Consider the following 20,652-nt stretch of genomic DNA (forward strand, 5'->3'; position numbering starts at 1 on the left):
TCAGCCCAACAGCACCTCGTGGATCTTCGCCGGCGCGATATCGTCATGCTCGGCGATCACCACCAGCTTGCCCACACGCGCGTCGCCATTCCACATCCGGTCATACTGGTGGCGCACTCGCGCGCCCACCGCCTGCACCAGCAGGCGCATCGGCTTGCCCGACACGGCCGCATAGCCCTTCACGCGCAGGATGTTCTGCTCCTTCGCCAGCCGCTCGATCTTTGCCACAAGCTCGGCGGGGTCGGCCAGCTCGGGCACCTCGACCACGATCGAATCGAAATCCTCGTGGTCATGCTCCGGCACACCGTCATGATGGCTGGGCCGCCCGTCCAGGTCGTCCTCGGCCGCCGCTTCCAGCCCCAGGATCACCCGCGGATCCACCGCGCCCTCGGCCACCTCGATCACCGGCAGGCTGCGGGGCGCTTCCGCCGCGATGACCGCCCTGGCCTTCGCCACGCCCTCGGCCCCGGCGAGATCCGGCTTGGTCAGCAGGATGATGTCCGCGCAGGAGATCTGGTCCTCGAAGACCTCCGACAGCGGGGTTTCATGGTCGATGCTGTCATCCGCCATCCGCTGCGCATCCACCCGCGCCACGTCCGGCGCGAACCGCCCGGCGGCCACGGCCTCGGCATCGGCCAGCGCGATCACGCCGTCCACGGTGATCCGGCTCTTGATATCGGGCCAGTCGAAGGCCTTCAGCAGCGGCTTCGGCAGCGCCAGGCCGGAGGTCTCGATCAGGATGTGATCGGGCCGCGGCTCCAGCGCCATCAGCGCCTCGATCGTGGGGATGAAATCGTCGGCCACGGTGCAGCAGATGCAGCCGTTGGCCAGCTCCATGATGTTCTCTTCGGGGCAGTCGGGGATCGCGCAGCCCTTCAGGATCTCGCCATCCACGCCGACATCGCCGAATTCATTCACCACCACGGCCAGCCGCCGGCCGCCGGGGTTCTGCATCAGGTGGCGGATCAGGGTCGTCTTGCCGGATCCGAGGAAGCCGGTCACGACGGTGACGGGCAGTTTTTCAAGCGTGGTCATTCGGGCAGCTCCAGGGGGGGAATGCGGGCGATGCAGTTCTTGCGGAAATGGACGGGACGTTCGCGCCAGGGCACGAGCCCGTTTTCGGTGTCGAGGTAACGCGTCACGCCCTCGACGATGGTCTCGACCGATGCCTCCTGGGCATCGAGGTTGCCATAGACATAGGTCCAGCGTTTCGGCCCGCCGCGCAGGGCGACCGAACAGCCGTGATCACAATTCGACAGGCACTCGACGGCATGCAGGCGCACGCCGTCCGGCAGACCGGCTTGCCGCAGCGCGGCATGAAGCTTCACGCCGGGCCGGTCGGCCTCGTCCTCCACCGGCAGCCCCATTTTGCATTTTGTACAAATCAGCAAATCCACCGGTTCGCCCCCGGTTTCGCCTTTGTACAAAACGGAACAATCGTCCATCGCGCCCTCGCATGTCTTTCGCATGTCTCTGGGGCAGGCCGGGACCGCTTGTGTCAAGCAAACCCGCCACCGACACACCCCGTCCGGTACCGTCATTCGTCGCTGGCAGGTCTCCCGGCTTGCGGATGTCAGGCCCCTTGGGGCGCCTGTCGGACAGCCTGCCTTCCCGATTTCTCAGTGGCATTGGCCGGCCTCTCCGGTCACGGTCGCGGGGGCGGCTGCGCTTCGGGGCCGCTTTGAACAGGCCCCTATCGCATTCCCTTTTCACCTGTCCTAAGACAGGCACCAGCAGGGCGCGACCATCAAGGGACGCCCGGCATAAGTCAAGCGGCGAAAACGGGGGCAGGGACCATGTCATCGGGCGACTTCGACCTTGTGGTCTGGGATTTCGACGGCGTGCTGAACGCCAATATCGTCGATGGCCGCTTTGTCTGGGCCGATGGCCTGGAGAGGGATCTTGGCATTGATTCCAATGCCTTTTCCGATTTCGTCTTCCGCTCCGGCCGGATGCGCGAGGTGATCTCGGGCCGGCTTGACCTGCACGACCTGGTGGGGCCGTGGCTGGCCGATCAGGGCCATGCCATCAACGCGCGGGACTTTGTCGCCTACTGGTGGAAGAAGGACGCGCGCCCGGACCGGGAGATCATCGCGCTGTCCGAACGACTGTCCGAACGGCTGGCCGTGCGGCAGGTCATCGGCACCAACAACGAACAGCACCGCGCGCGCTACATCGAAGAGGACATGGGCATCGGCCGGCTGGTCGAGCGGATCTTCGCCTCGGGCCGGATGGGCGTGGCCAAGCCCGATGCGGGCTTCTTCCGGCAGATCGAGGATTGGGCCGGCGTCCCCTCCGACCGGATCCTGCTGATCGACGATCTGGGGAAAAATATCGCGTCCGCTCAGAACCTTGGCTGGCAGGTCTTCCATTTCACGCCCGCCACCCGGGCGGCGCTTCCCGCACGGCTGGGGCTTTGACATGCCCGCGCTGATGATCCAGGGCACCGGCTCCAACGTGGGCAAATCCATGCTGGTCGCGGGCCTGTGCCGCGCCGCCCGCCTGCGTGGCCTCAGCGTCGCGCCCTTCAAGCCGCAAAACATGTCCAACAACGCCGCCGTCACCGCCGACGGGGGCGAGATCGGCCGCGCCCAGGCGTTGCAGGCGCAGGCCTGCGGGCTGGAGCCCGTGACCGACATGAACCCCGTCCTGCTGAAGCCCGAGACGGATGTGGGCGCGCAGGTCGTGGTGCAGGGCCGGCGGCTGACCACCACCAGGGCCGCCGACTACGCGCGCCTGAAACCGACGCTCATGACCTCGGTTCTTGAAAGTTTCCAACGGCTTGAGGCCGCCCATGACCTGGTGATCGTCGAAGGCGCCGGCAGCCCGGCCGAGGTCAACCTGAGGCAGGGCGACATCGCCAACATGGGCTTTGCCGTGGCCGCAAAGGTCCCCGTGATCCTTGCCGGAGACATCGACCGCGGTGGCGTCATCGCCCAGATGGTCGGCACCCAGGCGGTGCTTTCGCCCGAAGACGCCGAGCGGGTAAAAGGCTTCCTGATCAACAAGTTCCGCGGCGATCCCCGGCTGTTCGACGACGGCTATTCCTTCATCGCAGACCGCACCGGCTGGCCCGGGTTCGGCGTCTGCCCCTGGTTTCCCGAGGCCTGGCGTCTGCCGGCCGAAGACGCGCTCGACATCTCCTCGGGCCCCGCGACCGAAGGGCTGCACGTGGTCTGCCTCGCCCTGTCACGGATCGCCAATTTCGACGATCTCGACCCGCTGTCGCAGCATCCCGGGGTGCGGGTGACGATGCTGACGGCCGGGCAGGCGCTACCGGGTGACGCCGACCTCGTGATCCTGCCGGGCAGCAAATCCACGCGTGGCGATCTGGCGTTCCTGCGCGCCCAGGGATGGGATGTGGACCTTGCCGCGCATCGGCGCAGGGGCGGGGCGATCCTGGGAATTTGCGGGGGATACCAGATGCTTGGCACCTCTGTCTCTGACCCCGAGGGGATCGAGGGGCCGGCCGGCGACACCCCCGGCCTGGGGCTTTTGAACGTCGAAACCCGGATGAGCCCCGACAAGCGGCTGACCCGCGCCACCGGTCGCCACCTGGCCACGGACAGGGCCTTTTCGGGCTACGAGATCCACATCGGCCGGACCGAGGGAGCCGATTGCGCGCGCCCCTTCGCCGAGGTCGATGGCCGCCCCGAAGGCGCCACCAGCCCCGACGGCAAGGTCATGGGCAGCTACCTTCACGGCCTGTTCCGCGACGATGGCTTCCGCACCGCATTGCTGGCCGGCCTGGGCGTCACCGGCGCCGCCACCGCGTTTGACGCGGGCGTCGAAGCCGCGCTTGACGCGCTGGCCGCCCACCTGGAAACCCATCTCGACATCGACGGTCTGATCGCCCTGGCGCGCTGACCACGCCTTGCCCCGCACGCGACCAGGCCCCGGCGCGCCGCCCGGCCTGTCTTCCCCTGTCCCGACGGCGCTGCGTCTTTGCCTGCGCCGCGAGCCTTGTCGGCGGAGCTCCACTTGAATGACAGGGGCGACGCCGCGCGATCTCTGTACATGGGCGGGTCAGGACCCATATCATGACCATGCCGCGGCGCGGAAAGAGCAATCGCCGCGGCGAGGAAAGGGCGATGCATCACAGCGACAACCGCAACCTGATCGACGCTCTGCGGGCGGCGGCCCATTCGGGCTCTGACCGCAGGATCACCATGTACGACGGCCGCTGCCGGCCGGTGAGCGACCGCAGCTATCAGGATTTCCTGGACGCGGCCCGGGCCATGGCCGGACGCCTTAGCGCGCGCGGCGTGGTCCCGGGCGACCGGGTCCTGATCTGCCTGCCGAATTCCTGGGACTGGCTGGATTGCTGGCTGGGCGCCGTCTGGCTCGGCGCGATGCCGGTGGCGGCCTCTCCGGGGCTGGCCATGGGCTCGGGCTCCTTCTTGGCCGAGAAGACCTTCGGCATCGCCGCCCGGCTTGGCGCGCGGATGGTGATCTGCGGCGAGGGGCTGCGCAAACGCGCCGACATGGCGCCCGAGGGCTGCGATGTGATCACACCCGCCCTGCTGAGCGGGACAGAGGCGGCGCCGGGGCCCGAGCCCTTTGATGCGGCGCCGGAAGACGTGGCCTATATCCAGCTCACCAGCGGTTCCACCGGGGCGCCGAAGCCGGCGCAGGTGACGCACCGGGGCATGATGCACAACATCTGGGCCATGTTCGACGCCGCCACCCGCCGCCGCGCGGGCGTGGCGCCCCGGTCGGGGACGACATGGCTGCCGCTTTACCACGATTTCGGGTTGGTCATGACGATCGGCGGCATTCTCAACGGCGTCGACGTGGCGGTCTTTCCGCCCAATGCCTTCCTCGCGCGGCCCCACGAATGGCTGCGCCTTCTGGGCGAGATGGACGCGCCGATGTGCGGCATGCCCAATTTCGGCGTGCACCACGCGGTCAACAAGGTCAGCGAGGCGCGGCTGGCCAAGATGGACCTGTCCGGCTGGCACACCTGCTTCATCGGGGCCGAGATGACGCGGGCCGAGACCCTGTCGGATTTCATGGGCAAGTTCTCGGAGGCCGGTTGCCCGGCCGAGATGCTCGCGCCCTCCTACGGCATGGCCGAGGCGACGCTGGGCGTGACGCTGGACCAGAAGGCCGTGGGTCTGCGCATCGGCATATCCGAGCCCGACGACCGGGGCGACCGTGTCGATGTCGTCTGCTGCGGCGCGCCCCTGAAGGAGACCGAGCTGAAGATCATGGGCCCCGAGGGCGAGATGCCCGAAGGCCACGTGGGCGAGGTCTGGCTGCGCGCCGGCGGTCTGGTCTCGGGCTATTTCGGCGCGCCGGGCCTGACGAAGGACGCCTTTGTCGACGGCTGGTTTCGCACCGGCGACCTGGGCTTCATGCGGCGCGGAGAGATGTACCTGACCGGTCGCGCCCGCGAGGTGCTGATCCTGGACGGGACCAGCTACATGCCCGACGAGATCGAGCAGCTGGCCGAGGGAGAGGGCGGATCGGGCGCCATGGAACGCGCCGCCGCCTTTACCGTGACCCGCGACGGCTCCGGCACGGTGGCGGTGCTGGTGGTCGAGGTCGACAGGCGGTCGGCGCCCGAGATGCTCGAGGACATGGCCGGCCGCATCAGCCGACGCATGACGCGCGAGCTGGGTATTGCGCCCGGCGAGATGCTCTTTGTGCCGCGGGGCGCGATCCCGCGCACCACCAGCGGCAAGCTTCAGCGCGGCGCCCTGCGCGAGGCGTACATGGGCGGCTCCCTGACCCCCTTGCCCAGCGGGCAAGGATAGGGTTCTTATGCATCCGAACGCATGCACCCCCTTTGACACGCCGGCCCGTCGCCGGCGATGTTAGCGGGAACATGCCGGAGGACATGTCCCGGTGGGGTGACCCGGCGGGACATTTTGCAAAAAAGAGGGAGAGCGCCATGTTCATCGGTCTGGACCTGGGCACATCCGGGCTGCGCGCCCTGCTGGTGACGGAGACGGGCGACGTTGTCGGCCAGGCCGAGGCGGCCTATCCCGCCGAGCACCCGCATCCGGGCTGGAGTGAGCAGGACCCCGCCGACTGGATCCGCGCCCTGGGCACCGTGCTGACCGAACTGCGCGCCGCCCATCCCGAGGCGATGGCGGCGGTGAAGGGGCTGGCGACCTCAGGGCACATGCACGGGGCGGTGACGCTGGATGCCGGGGGCGCGGTGCTGCGCCCGGCGATCCTGTGGAACGACACGCGCAGCCATGCCGAGGCCGCCGAGCTTGATGCGACGCCCGGCGTGCGCGACCTGTCGGGCAACATCGTCTTCCCGGGCTTCACGGCGCCAAAGCTCGTCTGGATGGCGCGGAACGAGCCCGAGCTTTTCGCCCGCGTGGCCACGGCCATGCTGCCCAAGGATTACCTGAACCTCTGGCTGACCGGGCGCGCGACCTCCGAGATGTCGGATGCCGCCGGGACCTCGTGGCTGGACGTGGGCGCGCGCGCCTGGTCCGACGAGTTGCTGGCCGCCTCGGGCATGCGCGCCGACCAGATGCCCGAGCTTCTGGAAGGTTCGGACGTGGTCGGCCCGGTGCTGCCGGAGCGCGCGGCCGAACTGGGCCTGCCCGAGGGCTGCCTGGTGGTGGCCGGCGGCGCGGACAATGCCGTGGCGGCCTGTGGCATCGGCGCGCTGGGGGAAGGGCAGGGGTTCGTCTCGCTCGGGACCTCGGGCGTGCTGCTGGCCGGGCGCGATGGTTTTGCGCCCCGGGCCGAGAGCGCGGTGCACACCTTCTGCCACGCGATCCCCGGCGCCTGGTACCAGATGGGTGTCGTGCTGGCCGCGACCGACAGCCTGAACTGGCTGGGCCGCATCACCGGCGAGAGCCCGGCGGCACTGACCGGCGCTTTGGGCGACGATCTGCAGGGGCCGGGGCCTGTGCGCTTCCTGCCGTACCTGTCGGGCGAGCGCACGCCGCATAACGACAGCGTCCTGCGCGGCGCCTTCCTGAACCTCGATATCGCGACCGACCGCACGGCCATGGCCAAGGCGGTGATGGAGGGCGTCAGCTTTGCCCTGCGCGATTGCCTCGACGCGCTGAAGGGCACCGGCGCGCGGCTTGACCGGGTGATCGCCATCGGCGGCGGGGCGCGCTCTCTCTACTGGTGCAAGCTGCTGGCGACCGTGCTGGACCTGCCCGTCGACCGGCCCGAGGCGGGCGAGTTCGGCGCGGCCCTGGGTGCGGCGCGGCTGGCGATCTGCGGGGTGACCGGCGCCGATCCCTCCGCCGTCATGACCCCGCCCGCCATCGCCGAGACCATCGACCCCGATCCAACCCTCGTTCCCGCATTCGCCGAGGCCCAGGCCCGGTTCCGCGGCAGCTATCCGCAAGTGAAGGAGTTGCAATGAGTTTTTTCGCCGACATCGCCCCGCTCAAATACGAGGGGCCCGAGAGCACCTCGGACCTGGCCTTTCGCCATTACGACCCCGACAAGGTGGTCATGGGCAAGCGGCTTGAGGATCACCTGCGCTTTGCCGTGGCCTACTGGCATTCCTTCGCCTGGGAAGGCGGCGACCCCTTCGGCGGCCCGACGTTCATGCGGCCCTGGCAGCAGGCGGCCGACATGGACCATGCGCGCGCCAAGGCCGACGCGGCGTTCGAGCTTTTCGACATCCTGGGCCAGCCCTTCTTCTGCTGGCACGACGCCGATGTCCGCCCCGAGGGCGCGACCTTCGCCGAGAGCCTGAAGAACTTCGAGGAGATCATCGACTATTTCCTTGGCAAGATGGAGAGCCGCAAGGTCAAGCTGCTTTGGGGCACGGCGAACATGTTCAGCCACCGGCGGTTCATGTCGGGCGCCTCGACCAACCCGGATCCGGATGTCTTTGCCTGGTCGGCGGCGACGGTGAAGGCCTGCATGGATGCGACCATGAAGATGGGCGGCCAGAACTACGTGCTCTGGGGCGGGCGCGAAGGCTACGAGACGCTGCTGAACACCGACATGGGCCGCGAGATGGACAACATGGCGCGGTTCCTGTCGATGGTCGTCGACTACAAGCACAAGATCGGGTTCGAGGGCACGATCCTGATCGAGCCCAAGCCGCAGGAGCCGTCGAAGCATCAGTACGATTACGACGTGGCGACCTGCTACGGCTTCCTAAAGCGCTACGGGCTGGAAAACGAGGTCAAGCTGAACATCGAGCAGGGCCATGCGATCCTGGCCGGCCACAGTTTTGAACACGAGCTGGCGCTGGCCGGCGCGCTGGGAATGCTGGGCTCGATCGACATGAACCGCAACGATTACCAGTCGGGCTGGGACACGGACCAGTTCCCCAACAACACGCCCGAGGTGGCGCTGGCCTATTACTACGTGCTGAAGGCCGGGGGCTTCTCGACCGGGGGCACCAATTTCGACGCCAAGCTGCGGCGGCAGTCGCTGGATCCGCAGGATCTGGTGGCGGCGCATGCGGGCGGCATGGACATCTGCGCGCGCGGGCTGATGGCGGCGGCGGCGATGATCGAGGACTGCGGCCTGCAGGCGGCGCTGGACGCGCGCTACGCCGGCTGGGACACGCCCGAGAGCAAGGCGATGCTGGACAGCGACCTTGGGTCGATCTTCGACAAGGTCGTGGCCGGAGGGATCGATCCGCAGCCGAAATCCGGCAAGCAGGAGATCCTGGAGAACTACGTCAACCGCTTCGTCTGATCCGGAGCGCGGACGGGGATCGGGGGGCGTCTGCGACAGCAGGCGCCCTTTTCATTTGGATGCCAAGCGGAGGCATTGCGCCGGCTTCGCCGGCGCCCGGCCGCAAAGAGAAAGCGCCGGCTCTGCCGGCGCTTTCTCTTTGCGGAACCACTCGGGCAGGGGGGCGACGCGCCTCAGAAGTCCTTCGAGAAGAACAGGCCGAGCGCGCTCTGGCCCTCGCTGTCGACGGTGCCCTTGGCGGTGATCCGGTCGGTCAGGTCGAGGTTCAGGTTCAGTTCCGTCCGGCCTTCGGTGTTCACCGTCACGTCGGTATAGATCTCGTCCGACAGATACGCGCCGACGCCGACCTGGGCATTACCCTCGGAATCCGTCGTCAGGTCCAGCGAGGCCGCCCCCAGCGAGTTCCGCGCCGAGCCCAGCAGCCCGCCGTCGGCGCCCACGGTCCCGGTCAGGATCGCCAGCGAATTGGCCAGCTGCGCGATCCGCAGCGGCGACAGGTTGGCGAACTGGTCGCCGAAGATCAGCATCCCCAGCGCCTCTTCCGCCGGGCGGTCGGGGTTCGAGGTCACCTCGACCTGCGGCGCCTGCAGCGGGCCGTAGATGTTGATCATGGCGGTCCCTGCCGAGGAGGTGTTGGAGGCTTCGAAGTCGATGTAGGGATCGAAGCTGCCCTCCAGCGTCACCTGCCCGCGGTCGAGCTCCAGCCGCCGTCCGACGATGTCGAGCCGTCCGCGGATCAGGTCGATCTGGCCGGCCGGCACGATGTTGTTCGTCGTGCCGCGCAGCGTCAGCCCGCCGCCCAGTTCCGCATCCAGCCCGCGGCCGCGCACAAAGATCTGCTGCGGCGCCGAGATCGTGACGTTGAGCCCGTAGCCCGGTCCGCCGCCGCCTTCGCCGCCCTCGCTGTCCTCCGCGCTCTCGGTCAGCCCGGCGCGTTGCCGCGTCAGGTAAGAGGCCCGATCCTCGCCCTCGTGCCGGATGTTCGGGATCGGCGATCCGCCGGCCCCGCCCGAGGTAGCGGCGATGTTCAGCTCGGTCCGGCCCACGTTGACGACGCCGCTGATCTGGCCATTGCCCACCAGCGGCCCGTCGATGCCGACCTGGCCGTCCAGCACCGTGCGATAGAGCGCCTGATCGGTCAGGACCATGCCGTTCATCACGACGTCGATGCCCGAGTTGTACGGCGCCGACAGGGTCACCGGCCCGTTGACGGTGAAGCTGCCGCCGTCGAGCCACTGGCCGCGCAGGTCGATCTGCGCCTGGCCATTGTTCAGCGCGATGCGCCCGGTCAGCGGGTCGATCTGGCCGAAGATCTGCGGGATCGCGACCCGCGTGCCCGGCAGGTCGATGGTGCCCGAAAGCGATTGCAGCGCGGGCTGCCCGTTGAGGCGCAGGTTGAACTGCGCCGGCCCGGACACGGCCATGGGCGAGATGAAGGCATTGGCCGCCGCCAGCAGCGCCTGGCCCTGCGCCGTGACATCGGCGGTGCCATTGGCCTGGTTGTAGCTGCCGGCCACCCGCGCATCGAGCCCGGCTGGCCCGGTCGAGCTGCTGTCGATGGTCCAGCGGTCGCCGTTGCGCGAGGCGGTGCCCTGCGAGCGCAGCGTGCCGGGGAAATCGGGCACGAAGCGCTCCACCCGGGCCAGCGTCGCCTCGTAGGTCACATTTGCCGCGCCCTGCGGGGTCAGCGAGCCACTGGCGTTCAGCGTGACCCCGGCCGTGCCATCGGCGGTGACATTGCCGGAGTAGGCCCCGTCCGAGCCTTCGCTGGCGGTGCCCTGAAGGCGGACATTGCCCGACAGCTGGTCCACGAAGGCGCCGACCTGGGCCAGCAGCGCATTGAAGGTCACGCTCTTCTCGGCCTCGCCATAGGCGCCCCGGGCGCTCAGCGTCGATCCGTTGGCGGTATTGGCCTCGACCGTGCCGCGATAGGCGTTGTCGCGCTCTTCGACATTGGCGGTGACCGTGGCGCGGCCCGGCATCTGGGGCACGAAGGCGGCGAGGTTCATCAGCTCGGCATTCAGCCGGCCCTTGGTCTGGCCCGGCCCGTAGGTGCCGGTGGCGTTCAGGCGGCTGCCGTCGGCGGCATTGGCCTGCACGGTGCCGTCATAGGCCTCGCCGGTCTGGGTGACCTCGCCGGTGACGCTGGCCCGCCCGGCCATCTGCGGCACGAAGATGCCAAGGTTGGTCAGCGCGGCGTCGAACTGCGCCTGCAGCTGGTCCGGCCCATAGGTGCCGCGCGCATTGGCGGTGCTGCCATCGGCGGTGCGGGCCTGGACGGTGCCGGTATAGGCCTCTCCGTCCTGCCGGACCTGGCCCGTGACGGTGGCGCGGCCGGGCATCTGCGGCACGAAGATCCCAAGGTTCGCCAGGGCGGCATCAAAGGTGCCCTCGGTCCGGCCCGGACCGTACGTCCCTTCGGCGTTGATCTCGGAGCCGTCGGCGGTCTCGGCGGTGAGGGTGCCGTCGTAATCCGATCCGTTCTGCTTGATCTCGCCGGTGATCGTCGCCTCGCCCGGAAGCTGGGGCACGAAGAGGCCCAGATCGGTGAGCACGCCGTTGATCGTGGCCTCGGTGCTGGCGGCGGCATAGGTGCCGTCGGCGACGATGGTGCTGCCATCGGCGGCGCGGACCTGCAGCGTGCCGGTGAAGCCGTTGGGATCCTCCGGCGCGGTCTGGATGCGGCCGGTGACATTGGCCTCGCCCGGCAGCTGGGGAACGAAGATGCCGAGATCGGTCAGCGTCGCGTTCAGCCGGGCGTTGGTGGCGGCGGGACCATAGGTGCCGTCGGCGGTGATCTCGCTGCCATCGGCGGTTGAGACGTTCAGGTCTCCGGTAAAGATCTCGCCGTCCTGGGTGATGTCCGCCGACAGCTGCGCCTCGCCCGGCAGCTGCGGAACGAAGACGCCGAGATCGTCGAGGCTGCCCTGCACGTTGGCGCGGCTTGCGCCGTCCTCGTAGCGGCCGTTGGCTGTCAGGCTGATGCCTTTCGGCGCCGTGAGATCGACGTTGCCGACATAGGCTTCGCCGTCCTGTTGCAGGTCGCCGGTGATCCGCCCGGGGCCGGGCAGATCGGGGACCACGCGCGCCAGGTCGTCGACCTCGGCGTCGAAGGTCAGCTGGGTGCCGGTCGAACTCAGCGCGCCCTGCGCCTCGGCGGTGATCGCGGTGCCGTCGATGTTGAACGCGCGCAGGGTCACGCCGGTTTCGTCGCGGGCGGCGTCGATCACCAGGTCGGTCTGACCGGTCAGCAGCGGATCGACCTCGGCGATGCCGGCCTGCAGATCCTGCGCGGTGCCGGTCAGGCGGATGTCGAAGGCACCGCTGAGCGGCACGACATTGCCTTCAAGCCGGGCCGAAAGCGCGCCGGCCAGCGGCCGGTCGGCCAGCGCGTCGAAACGCGACAGATCCGCGACGGTGAGCTGGGTCGTCGTGTCCAGTTCCAGCCCGCTGTCCAGCCCGTCGAGCGTCGCGTCCACGGTGGCCTGCAGCCCGCCGCCGGTGAAATTCATCGCCTCCAGGATCAGCTCGCCGGCGTTGATCAGGCGGAACCCGCCATCAAGGCTGACCGTGTCGCCGATCGCCTTGTCCAGCGCGGCATCCGACATCGCCAGCCCGGCGATCTCGGCGTTGATCGTGCCGCCGATCAGATCGTCGTCAGGCGTAGCGCCGGTCTGGCCGCTGCCGGTGATCGTCGCCGTGTCCAGGGTGAATTCGCTCGAGGCCAACCCCTCGACATCCAGGTCCAGCGCCCAGTCGCGGCTTTCGGTGACGTCGTAATTGGCGCTCAGGCTCACCTGTTCGACCGTGGTCACCTGGCCGGGGACGGGCAGGGTCACGACCTCGCCGGTCACGGGGCGGATGCCGCCCTGCAGCACCACGACCTGCACCGCGCCATCCGCGCCCATGTCCAGCGCGCCGTCCAGCGACAGCGCCTCGGAGCTGATGCGCAGCGCCTCGACCGACAGCGCGCCGTCGGGATTGCGCTGGCCGTTGGCCAGGATCCGGGTGTCACCGCCGAAGAACTCGTGGAACTGCTCGGGCAGGAGCGGGCGGATATCGCCGCCCAGATCGGCGGCAAAGCGCAGCGGGCCCTGTTCGACAGTGCCGTTGCCGGTGTCTTCGGGCGTCAGCCCCTGCAGCGTGACATCGCCGCCAAACCGCAGCTGGTCGTCGGTTTCCAGCGCCAGCGTGGCGACGAACTGCTCCAGCGGGCCGCGCCCGTCGATGCTCAGGTCGATCGAGGGGTTGCCGGGCAGGTTGGCCAGCGTGCCAACCAGGCCGCCGGGCGCCTCGGTCAGGCGGATGTCCAGGTCAAGCTGGCGGGTCGCGTTGTCGAAGCTGGTGTCGATCACCACGTCGTCGCTGTCCCGGTCCAGCCGGTCCAGGTTCAGCAGCGCATCCAGCGTGCCGTCTTCAAGCCTGACATTGCCGTCCAGGCTCAGCGTGGCGGGGGTGCCCAGCACCGGCTCGCCCAGCTCGATCTCGGCGACCTCGATCTGGCCGATGTTGATCGCCACCGGAAGTTCCGGCACCTGGAACGGCGTGGCCTCGGGCGTGGGGAGATCCTCGGCCGTGGGGGTGGTTGTTCCCGGCGGGCGGGCGACGATGATCTTCTCGGCCGACAGCTCGTTGACCGAGAAGCGTCCGCGCACCAGCGCCAGGCGGTTCCAGTCCAGCACCGCGTTTTCCAGCGTGAACCAGACGCCGGTGTCGTCCGACACCTCGATGCGCCGGATCGTCGCCCGGGACGACAGCGCGCCCTCCAGTCCGACGACGCGGATGGTGCGCCCGTCGCCCGAAAGCGTGTTCTCCAGCAGCCGCACCAGGCGGCCGCCGCTTTCCTCGTCGGCATCCTGCGCCAGCACCGGCGCCGCGGTGGAAAGGCTGAGGGCGGTGAGCCCGGCGATGGTGATCCTGGTGACGTAGAGGGTCAAAATGCCTGTCCGATCCCGATGTAGAATTGCAGCCCGTCGCCGGTGTCGCCGCCGACCGGATAGCCGACATCGACCCGGATCGCGCCGATCCCCGCCAGCGAGTAGCGCACGCCAAGGCCCGCGCCGGCCTGGTCCGGATCATCGCCGTCCACGAAGCTGTCCGGCCCGATCACGCCGTAATCGTAAAAGCCCACCACGGTGATCGCGTCTGTCACCCGGGTGCGCAGCTCGGCGCTGAGGCCCAGGAAGGATTTGCCGCCGGCCAGTTCGTCGCCCACCGGCACACCGAGCGACTGGTAGGGCTGGCCGCGGACGGTGTCCGCGCCGCCCGAGAAGAACAGCAGGTCCGGCGCCGTCCCGGTCAGCGACGAGCCCAGAACCGACCCGATCTGCGCGCGTCCGGCCAGCACGAAGCGTTCGCCGAGGCTGAGATAGGTGCGCCCGTCGACCAGCGCCGATACGCCGCCCTCGGTCTCGCCCATGCCCACGAAGGGGACGACATTGCCGCGCAGGTAGAAGCCCTCGCTGGCGTTGATCGGATCGTTGCGCTTGTCCCACTCGAGGCGCGAGGGCAGGCGGATCTCCTGGAACTCGCGGTTGTCGCCATAGGCGTCGTCCACGGTGCTGTAGAACGGGGTGAACGAGATCTCGCCGTTCAGCTCCTCGGAGAACACCCGGCGGATACCGGCGCCGCCATAGAGGTTGGTCGAGGTGTAATGCGGTTCGTCGTTGTACTCGATCCCGCCGAGGAAGAAGAGATCGTTGTCGGTGCCGAAATAGGCCGGCAGGTCGAGGCGGAAGGTCAGCTTGCCGTCAAAGCCCAGGTCGGAATAGTTCGTCCCGGTCTCGGCCACGATCTTCAGCCGCTCGGCACCGCCGAAGAGGTTGCGATGGATCCACTCGCCGGTGAGGGTGATGCCTTCGTCCGAGTCGATCTCGGCGCCGAAGGAGATCCGGCGCTTGAGCTGTTCGCCCACCACCAGCCCCATGTCCAGCGTGCCGTCCGGGTTGGGGGTGTCGGCCTCGCGCAGGGTGACGGAGGAAAACGCGCCGGTGCGCCGCAGCCGGCTGGTGACCAGGCTGACCTGCTCGGGATCGAACCGTTCGCCCTCCGGGTAGCCGGCAATGCGCAGGATGGCATCGGTGCGCACGTCCTTGTTGCCGGTGACGGTGAGGGGCCCGAAATCCAGCTCGGGCCCGGGCAGGACCTCGACCGAGACATCCAGCTTGGCCTCGGGGTGATCGGCGACGATGCGTTCCTGTCCCAGGCTGGCCTTGGCATGGCCGTCGTCGCGCCAGGCGTTGATCGAGGCCACGGCGGCGCCGCGAATCGTGCGGGTGCCGGCGGGCTCGCCCGTGCGAAAGCCCTCGGGCAGATCGGTGTCCGGCGCCAGCGGCCCTATCTCGGCCCGGCCGAAGGTGAAAAGCCGCCCGGGCTCCACGGTGATGTCGACCCGGTTGACCGCGTCCGGCGCGTCCAGCGGCGGGATCGAGGCGGCCTCGCGCCCGTCGACCATGATGTGGATCTCGGGCGAGAAATAGCCGGCATCGTAGAGCAGGCTGATCAGGGTCGCGTAATCGGCGCGCGCGGCGGCGATGATCTCTCCCGGCGTGTGGCGGGTGTCGTCTTCGTTCGACAGCGTCACGGTCAGGGAGCCGGCGGAAAGCCGCCGTTCCAGCCGCTCCGGCGCGCCGGGTGCCGAAAGCTCCGCCTCGAACGCAGGTGATCCCACGGGGGCCAGCGCCGGCAGAACCGCGAGTGCAAGGATGCGTCCGGACGGACGCCTTGTTTTCTTCAGTTTCGTCAAGCCGCCCGAGCCCAAATTATGTTCCCTCGTTTCCCACCTGTTTAGCAAACCCCGATCCTGACGTTAACGACTAATGCGCGCGACACGGACCAGCGGTGGCGGATGTTGCGCGATAACATCCCCCCGGCGCCTTGTCGTTTCACGCGCGCCCGGCCCGGCCGGCGCCAAGGTTGCCGGCACGCGGGCGCGGCGGGCTTTCAGATCGCGATCATCAGCGCCCAGCCGCCGAAGAAGGCCAGCGGGAACAGGTAGCGCGCGTGCCGGTCGATGCGCAGGGCAAGGTCCTCGCGCTCATGTGTTGCCAGCCGCGCGGTGTACAGCGCCTCCACCGAGGCCAGGAAGATCATCAGCACCGCCCAGATCACCATCCGGTCCATCACTGTCAGGTAGCCCACCGGCGGCAGGTGCGAGGCGATGGAGAAATTGAAGGCGATCGCCGTCAGCATCGCGGTGGCGCAGATGCCGATCTGGAACTCGTAGCGCGACGGCGGCACCCAGAAGATCACCCAGGACATCGCCACCACGATCACCAGCAGCAACAGCACCCGGTAGACGTAATAGGCCGAGTTCCTCTGCGCCTGCAGCTGCACCGTCGCGATCGAAACCTCGCGCTGGACCTGGGGCAGGAACCGCTCCTCTTCCTCAAGCGAGATGCCGCTGAAATTCCAGCCCTCGATGTTCAGCTTTTCGCCCAGGAAGGTCCGTTCGTAATCGGGCTCCAGGATGACCTCGGTGGTGCTGGCCTCGGGGATGCTGATCTCGATGCTGAAGACCTGGCTGTCGAACGGGAAGCGGCGCAGGTTGTGATAGGTGGAGATCTCGCCGATGTAGCGGTTCACCCAGACCACGCGGCCGCCGTCCTCGATGCCCAGGTCGTTGCGCGCGTTGCGGCGCTTCTGGGTCAGCCTCGAGGAATTGAGGATGTAGATCTCGGGAAACCAGACGCTGGTGACGGCAAACCGGCAGCCGACGAACTCGGCCAGTCGCGGATCGGTCCAGGTCATGCGGACATAGAAATCCAGGACCAGCTGCTGGTTCACGTCGTCCACGCCCAGAACGTCGGCCGCGCCGAAGCCCAGCGAAATCGCGGTGGGCAGCCCGTCCGGGTCGGGCCGGATGTCGCGCAGGTAATCTTCCGGAATATCGCAGGCCGAGGCGGCGGTGGCGCCCAGCATCACGACGACGACAAACAGCCTCAGCAGGGTCTGCCGGATGGCGCGGGCGACGGGCCCTGCGCCTCTAAAGGTCTTCGCGCGACGCATCTCGCCCCGCTGCCTCCCTCTGGACATGCGGGGCCGGGATCGGATCCGCACAGTGGATCCATCTGACACGGCGAAGGCGATCCGAGGAAGCGGATTCTTGCGGTGCGGGCGGGATGATTGCCGACCTGTGGCCGGCGCGTGTCCTTCGCCGGGCCGGAGCGGGGTGGCGGTTGCCCGACCTTCGGGCGCTCAGCCCTCGGCGCCCTCGTACCAGCGCACCAGCGCGGCGCGGCTCTCGTTGTCCATGTAGGTCAGGTTGGCGGGGGGCATCGCCATGCTCATCCCCGCCTGCAGGTAGATCTGGCGCGCGTGCATCGCCACGTCCTCGGGCGTCTCAAGATAGACGCCGCGCGGGGCGTGGGCCATGCCGTCCCACAGCGGCTCGCGCGCGTGACACATGGAACAGTTGCCCATCACGATGTCGGTCGCGTCCTCGAACCCCTCGGCGGCGGCGAATCGCGCGGCATGGGGCGGCAGGGCGGTGGCGTCCTCGGCGTATTCCACCGTGGGCCGGCCCGCGACCGACAGCGCCACGATGGCCAGGAACAGCGCCAAGGTCACGCCCCAGGTCCACCAGGGCATCCCCTTGCGCGCATGCATCGTGTTGAAGAAATGCCGGATGGAAACGCCCATCAGGAAGACCAGCGCCGCGATGATCCAGTTGTACTGGGTCGCGAAGGCCAGCGGGTAGTGGTTCGACAGCATCAGGAAGATGACCGGCAGCGTCAGGTAATTGTTGTGCAGCGACCGCAGCTTGGCGATCTGGCCGTATTTCGGATCGGGCGTTCGGCCCGCTTTCAGATCCTCGACCACGATCTTCTGGTTGGGGATGATGATGAAAAAGACGTTGGCCGTCATGATCGTCGCCGTGAAGGCGCCCAGATGCAGCATCATCGCCCGGCCCGTGAACACCAGCGTATAGGCCCAGCCCATCACGACGAGCAGCGCGAAGAGGACCAGCATCAGCCGCGTCGGCGTTTCGGCCAGGCCGGATTTGCACAGCCGGTCATAGACCAGCCAGCCGATCGTCAGCGAGGCGGCCGAGATCACGATGCCCAACCAGGACGGGATCGCGGTTTTGGACTGGTCGATCAGGAACAGCTCGGCCCCCGCCCAGTAGACCAGGACCAGCAGAGCGGCCCCGCTGAGCCAGGTCGAATAGGCCTCCCATTTGAACCAGGTCAGATGGTCGGGCATCTGGTCGGGCGCGACCAGGTATTTCTGGATATGGTAGAAGCCGCCGCCATGAACCTGCCATTCCTCGCCATCGGCGGGGCCGGGGATGTCGCGGTTCAGGCCGAGGTCCAGCGCGATGAAGTAGAACGAGGATCCGATCCAGGCGATGGCCGTGATCACGTGCAGCCAGCGGACCGCGAAGCTGGCCCAGTCGAGCAGGATGGGCAGGTCGAACATGAGCGTCTCCGTGTTGATGAGCCGGTTGTCCGAAGTTCCGGCGGGTTGATCAATGCTTAAGCGCGGCGGCGCCGGTCCGGGCAGGCTGCGCGCGGCGCCTTGGCCCATGATGCGGGCAGTTGGGCCGCGGTGTCGGGCCGGGCCGCGGGCACAGCCATCCGGTGCGCCCGCGGCCCGGCGCGCTCAGCTGCCCCGGTAGGTCGAATAGCCGAAGGGCGAAAGCAGCAGCGGCACGTGGTAATGCGCCGGTTCGGACATGCCGAAACGGATCGGCACCTGGTCCAGGAACCGAGGGCTTTCGGGCGGGGTGCCGGTGCGGTCCAGGTAGCTGCCCGCGTGGAACACCAGCTCGTAAGTGCCGGTTTCGAATTCCTCTTCCGGCAGGATCGGCCCGTCCGTCCGCCCGTCTTGATTGGTCGTCAGCGTGCGCAGATGGACCCGTTTGTCCCCGGCCAGGCGAAACAGCTCGATCTGCAGATCTTCCGCTGGGCAGCCCCGCGCCGTATCGAGCACATGGGTGGTCAGATATCCCGTCATCCTGGTCCTTCCCTGGATCGTCCCGGCGGGCTTTGCCGCCAAATTGAGCAAACGCTTGCCTTCTGACAGGTTTGCCCCTGAATTCTGACCACGCGCCGCGCCGCAGCGCAATAGAACGGAATTGGAAAGAAAAGAGGTCATCCATGAACCGATATCCCCGCGACCTGATCGGCTACGGCCCGAATACGCCCGACCCGCAATGGCCCGGCGGCGCGAAGATCGCCGTGCAGATCGTCGTGAACTACGAGGAAGGCGGCGAAAACAACCTGCTTCACGGGGATGCGGGGTCCGAGGCCTTCCTGTCCGAGATCGTCGGCGCCGCCCCCTGGCCGGGCCAGCGGCACTGGAACATGGAGACGATCTATGAATACGGCGCCCGTTCCGGGTTCTGGCGACTGCACCGGATGATGAAGGACATTCCCGTCACGGTCTACGGCGTCGCCACCGCCATGGCGCGCGGCCCCGAACAGGTCGCCGCGATGAAGGAGGCGGGATGGGAGATCGCCTCGCACGGGCTGAAATGGATCGAATTCAAGGACATGGAGCGCGACGAGGAACGCGCCATGATGGAGGAGGCGATCCGCCTGCACACCGAGGTCGTGGGCGAACGGCCGCGCGGCTGGTACCTGGGGCGGACCTCGATGCATTCGGTGGAGCTGGCCGCCGAAGAGGGCGGTTTCGCCTATATCGCCGACACCTACGACGACGAGCTGCCCTACTGGAAAAAGATCGCCGGCCGCGACCAGCTGATCGTTCCCTACACGCTGGATGCCAATGACATGCGCTTCGCCTCGCCGCAGGGGTTCAATTCGGGCGATCAGTATTTCGCCTATCTGCGCGATACCTTCGACGTTCTCTATGCCGAGGGCCTGGCAGGGTCGCCCAAGATGATGTCGATGGGCCTGCATTGCCGGCTGGTCGGCCGCCCGGGCCGCGCCGCGGCGCTGCAGCGGTTCCTGGATTACGTGAAGGGGCACGAGGGCGTCTGGTTCGCCACGCGCCTGCAGATCGCCGAACACTGGGCCCGGGTCCATCCGCCCGTGGATCGCGCGCGCCCGTCCGAAATGGAAAAGCCCGCCTTCGTCGAGGCCTACGGCGGCATCTTCGAACATTCCCCCTGGATCGCCGAAGGCGCCTTCGAGCTGGAGCTGGGCCCCGCCCACGACACCGCCGTGGGGCTGCAGAACGCGCTGGCGCGGGTGTTCCGGTCGGCTGGCGAGGATCGCAAGCTGGAGGTGCTGCGCGCCCATCCCGACCTGGCCGGCAAACTGGCCGAGGCGAAGCGGCTGACCGAGGACAGCACCTCCGAACAGGCCTCCGCCGGGCTGGATGCGCTGACCGATGCGGAGCGCGACGAATTCACCGCGCTGAACACGGCCTATACGGAGAAGTTCGGCTTTCCCTTCATCATCGCCGTGCGGGACCATGACAAACCCGGCATCCTCGCCGCCTTCAAGCGCCGGCTGGAGCAGGACCGCGACACCGAATTCGCCGAGGCCTGCAAACAGGTCGAGCGCATCGCGCTGCTGCGGCTGAAGGCGATCCTGCCATGAGCGACATCTTGATCGAACCGCTTCACGCGGCGGCCTTCGCGCCGTTCGGCGACGTGCTTGAGACCTCCGGCGACCCGGACAAGATGATCAACCAGGGGCTTTGCGGCCGCTACCACGACCGCGCGGTGATGGATTTCGCCGACGGGCGGGCAGGCGTCAGCCTGTTCGATGCCGAGCCGCGCGCGCTGCCACTGGTGCTGGACATGGTCGAACGGCACCCCGAGGGCAGCCAGGCCTTCCTGCCGATGACCGAGCATGCCTTCCTGGTGATCGTGGCGCCCGATGATGGCGGCGTGCCGGGCCATCCCCGGGCCTTCCAGAGCGCGCCGGGACAGGGGGTGAACTATCACCGCGGGACCTGGCACGGGGTTCTGACGCCGCTCCATGCGCCGGGGCTGTTTGCCGTGGTCGACCGGATCGGCGGGGGCGCCAACCTGGAAGAACACTGGTTCGACACGCCCTACAGGGTGGTCGCGCCGGACTGATCCGACCAGGA

General features: G+C 68.1%; 14 protein-coding genes and 1 riboswitch. Of the genes, 7 read left to right on the forward strand and 7 right to left on the reverse strand.

Translation table 11 applies throughout. The features are described from left to right. Positions 1-1,035: a cobalamin biosynthesis protein CobW gene (gene cobW, locus ATO3_RS14865; protein ID WP_088650655.1), complete on the reverse strand. Its 1,035-nt coding sequence runs from the start codon at positions 1,033-1,035 to the stop codon at positions 1-3. Then, positions 1,032-1,445: a DUF1636 family protein gene (locus ATO3_RS14870; RefSeq protein WP_088650656.1), complete on the reverse strand. Its 414-nt coding sequence runs from the start codon at positions 1,443-1,445 to the stop codon at positions 1,032-1,034. Before ATO3_RS14870 ends, cobW begins: the two co-directional genes overlap by 4 nt. Before the next feature lie 87 nt (positions 1,446-1,532). Further along, positions 1,533-1,750, reverse strand: a riboswitch (cobalamin riboswitch). A 46-nt stretch (positions 1,751-1,796) separates the two neighbouring features. Between ATO3_RS14870 and ATO3_RS14875 the strand changes: the two genes are divergently transcribed. From ATO3_RS14875 to xylA, 5 genes are all read left to right on the forward strand, one after another. Further along, complete coding sequence (locus tag ATO3_RS14875) at positions 1,797-2,420, forward strand: HAD family hydrolase (RefSeq protein ID WP_088650657.1); 624 nt, start codon at positions 1,797-1,799, stop codon at positions 2,418-2,420. Between the two features lies 1 nt (position 2,421). Further along, positions 2,422-3,867 (forward strand): cobyric acid synthase, encoded by a 1,446-nt coding sequence (locus tag ATO3_RS14880; protein WP_088650658.1) that lies wholly within the window; start codon positions 2,422-2,424, stop codon positions 3,865-3,867. A gap of 224 nt (positions 3,868-4,091) precedes the next feature. Continuing rightward, positions 4,092-5,759, forward strand: a complete 1,668-nt coding sequence (locus ATO3_RS14885; protein WP_158217980.1) for an AMP-binding protein — start codon at positions 4,092-4,094, stop codon at positions 5,757-5,759. Positions 5,760-5,896: 137 nt separating this feature from the next. Further along, entirely contained in the window at positions 5,897-7,348 is a 1,452-nt protein-coding gene (xylB, locus tag ATO3_RS14890) for a xylulokinase (RefSeq protein WP_088650660.1), read from the forward strand. Continuing rightward, entirely contained in the window at positions 7,345-8,646 is a 1,302-nt protein-coding gene (gene xylA, locus ATO3_RS14895) for a xylose isomerase (RefSeq protein ID WP_088650661.1), read from the forward strand. The genes xylB and xylA overlap by 4 nt, the downstream gene beginning before the upstream one ends. Positions 8,647-8,819: 173 nt before the next feature. On the opposite strand, the gene ATO3_RS14900 is transcribed toward xylA, so the two are convergent. From ATO3_RS14900 to uraH, 5 genes are all read right to left on the reverse strand, one after another. After that, entirely contained in the window at positions 8,820-13,583 is a 4,764-nt protein-coding gene (locus tag ATO3_RS14900) for a translocation/assembly module TamB domain-containing protein (RefSeq protein ID WP_088650662.1), read from the reverse strand. After that, a complete protein-coding gene (locus ATO3_RS14905) occupies positions 13,580-15,316 on the reverse strand; it encodes an autotransporter assembly complex protein TamA (RefSeq protein WP_143747283.1) in 1,737 nt (578 codons plus the stop codon). The genes ATO3_RS14900 and ATO3_RS14905 overlap by 4 nt, the downstream gene beginning before the upstream one ends. A 272-nt stretch (positions 15,317-15,588) precedes the next feature. Beyond that, the gene (locus ATO3_RS14910; RefSeq protein WP_158217981.1) at positions 15,589-16,653 is read right to left on the reverse strand and encodes a ligand-gated ion channel; all 1,065 of its coding nucleotides are present in this window, start codon (positions 16,651-16,653) and stop codon (positions 15,589-15,591) included. Positions 16,654-16,842: 189 nt separating this feature from the next. Beyond that, positions 16,843-18,066: a urate hydroxylase PuuD gene (locus ATO3_RS14915; RefSeq protein WP_088650665.1), complete on the reverse strand. Its 1,224-nt coding sequence runs from the start codon at positions 18,064-18,066 to the stop codon at positions 16,843-16,845. 183 nt (positions 18,067-18,249) lie between these two features. Continuing rightward, on the reverse strand, positions 18,250-18,603 hold the full coding sequence (uraH, locus tag ATO3_RS14920; RefSeq protein ID WP_088650666.1) for a hydroxyisourate hydrolase: 354 nt from the start codon (positions 18,601-18,603) through the stop codon (positions 18,250-18,252). A 143-nt stretch (positions 18,604-18,746) separates the two neighbouring features. On the opposite strand from uraH, the gene puuE reads away from it, so the two are divergent. Then, positions 18,747-20,156 (forward strand): allantoinase PuuE, encoded by a 1,410-nt coding sequence (gene puuE, locus ATO3_RS14925; protein ID WP_088650667.1) that lies wholly within the window; start codon positions 18,747-18,749, stop codon positions 20,154-20,156. Then, the gene (locus ATO3_RS14930; RefSeq protein WP_088650668.1) at positions 20,153-20,641 is read left to right on the forward strand and encodes an ureidoglycolate lyase; all 489 of its coding nucleotides are present in this window, start codon (positions 20,153-20,155) and stop codon (positions 20,639-20,641) included. The genes puuE and ATO3_RS14930 overlap by 4 nt, the downstream gene beginning before the upstream one ends. The last annotated feature ends 11 nt before the right edge of the window (positions 20,642-20,652 follow it).

The sequence above is a fragment of the Marinibacterium profundimaris genome (assembly GCF_002210095.1).
GTDB lineage: Bacteria > Pseudomonadota > Alphaproteobacteria > Rhodobacterales > Rhodobacteraceae > Marinibacterium > Marinibacterium profundimaris.

Excerpts from the sequence above, each read along its gene's own strand:
- ATO3_RS14880 (WP_088650658.1), top strand. The coding sequence starts at position 2,422 with ATGCCCGCGCTGATGATCCAGGGCACCGGCTCCAACGTGGGCAAATCC.
- xylA (WP_088650661.1), top strand. The coding sequence starts at position 7,345 with ATGAGTTTTTTCGCCGACATCGCCCCGCTCAAATACGAGGGGCCCGAG.
- ATO3_RS14910 (WP_158217981.1), bottom strand. The coding sequence starts at position 16,653 with ATGCGTCGCGCGAAGACCTTTAGAGGCGCAGGGCCCGTCGCCCGCGCC.
- uraH (WP_088650666.1), bottom strand. The coding sequence starts at position 18,603 with ATGACGGGATATCTGACCACCCATGTGCTCGATACGGCGCGGGGCTGC.
- ATO3_RS14930 (WP_088650668.1), top strand. The coding sequence starts at position 20,153 with ATGAGCGACATCTTGATCGAACCGCTTCACGCGGCGGCCTTCGCGCCG.
- ATO3_RS14870 (WP_088650656.1), bottom strand. The coding sequence starts at position 1,445 with ATGGACGATTGTTCCGTTTTGTACAAAGGCGAAACCGGGGGCGAACCG.
- xylB (WP_088650660.1), top strand. The coding sequence starts at position 5,897 with ATGTTCATCGGTCTGGACCTGGGCACATCCGGGCTGCGCGCCCTGCTG.
- puuE (WP_088650667.1), top strand. The coding sequence starts at position 18,747 with ATGAACCGATATCCCCGCGACCTGATCGGCTACGGCCCGAATACGCCC.
- ATO3_RS14875 (WP_088650657.1), top strand. The coding sequence starts at position 1,797 with ATGTCATCGGGCGACTTCGACCTTGTGGTCTGGGATTTCGACGGCGTG.
- ATO3_RS14885 (WP_158217980.1), top strand. The coding sequence starts at position 4,092 with ATGCATCACAGCGACAACCGCAACCTGATCGACGCTCTGCGGGCGGCG.
- cobW (WP_088650655.1), bottom strand. The coding sequence starts at position 1,035 with ATGACCACGCTTGAAAAACTGCCCGTCACCGTCGTGACCGGCTTCCTC.
- ATO3_RS14915 (WP_088650665.1), bottom strand. The coding sequence starts at position 18,066 with ATGTTCGACCTGCCCATCCTGCTCGACTGGGCCAGCTTCGCGGTCCGC.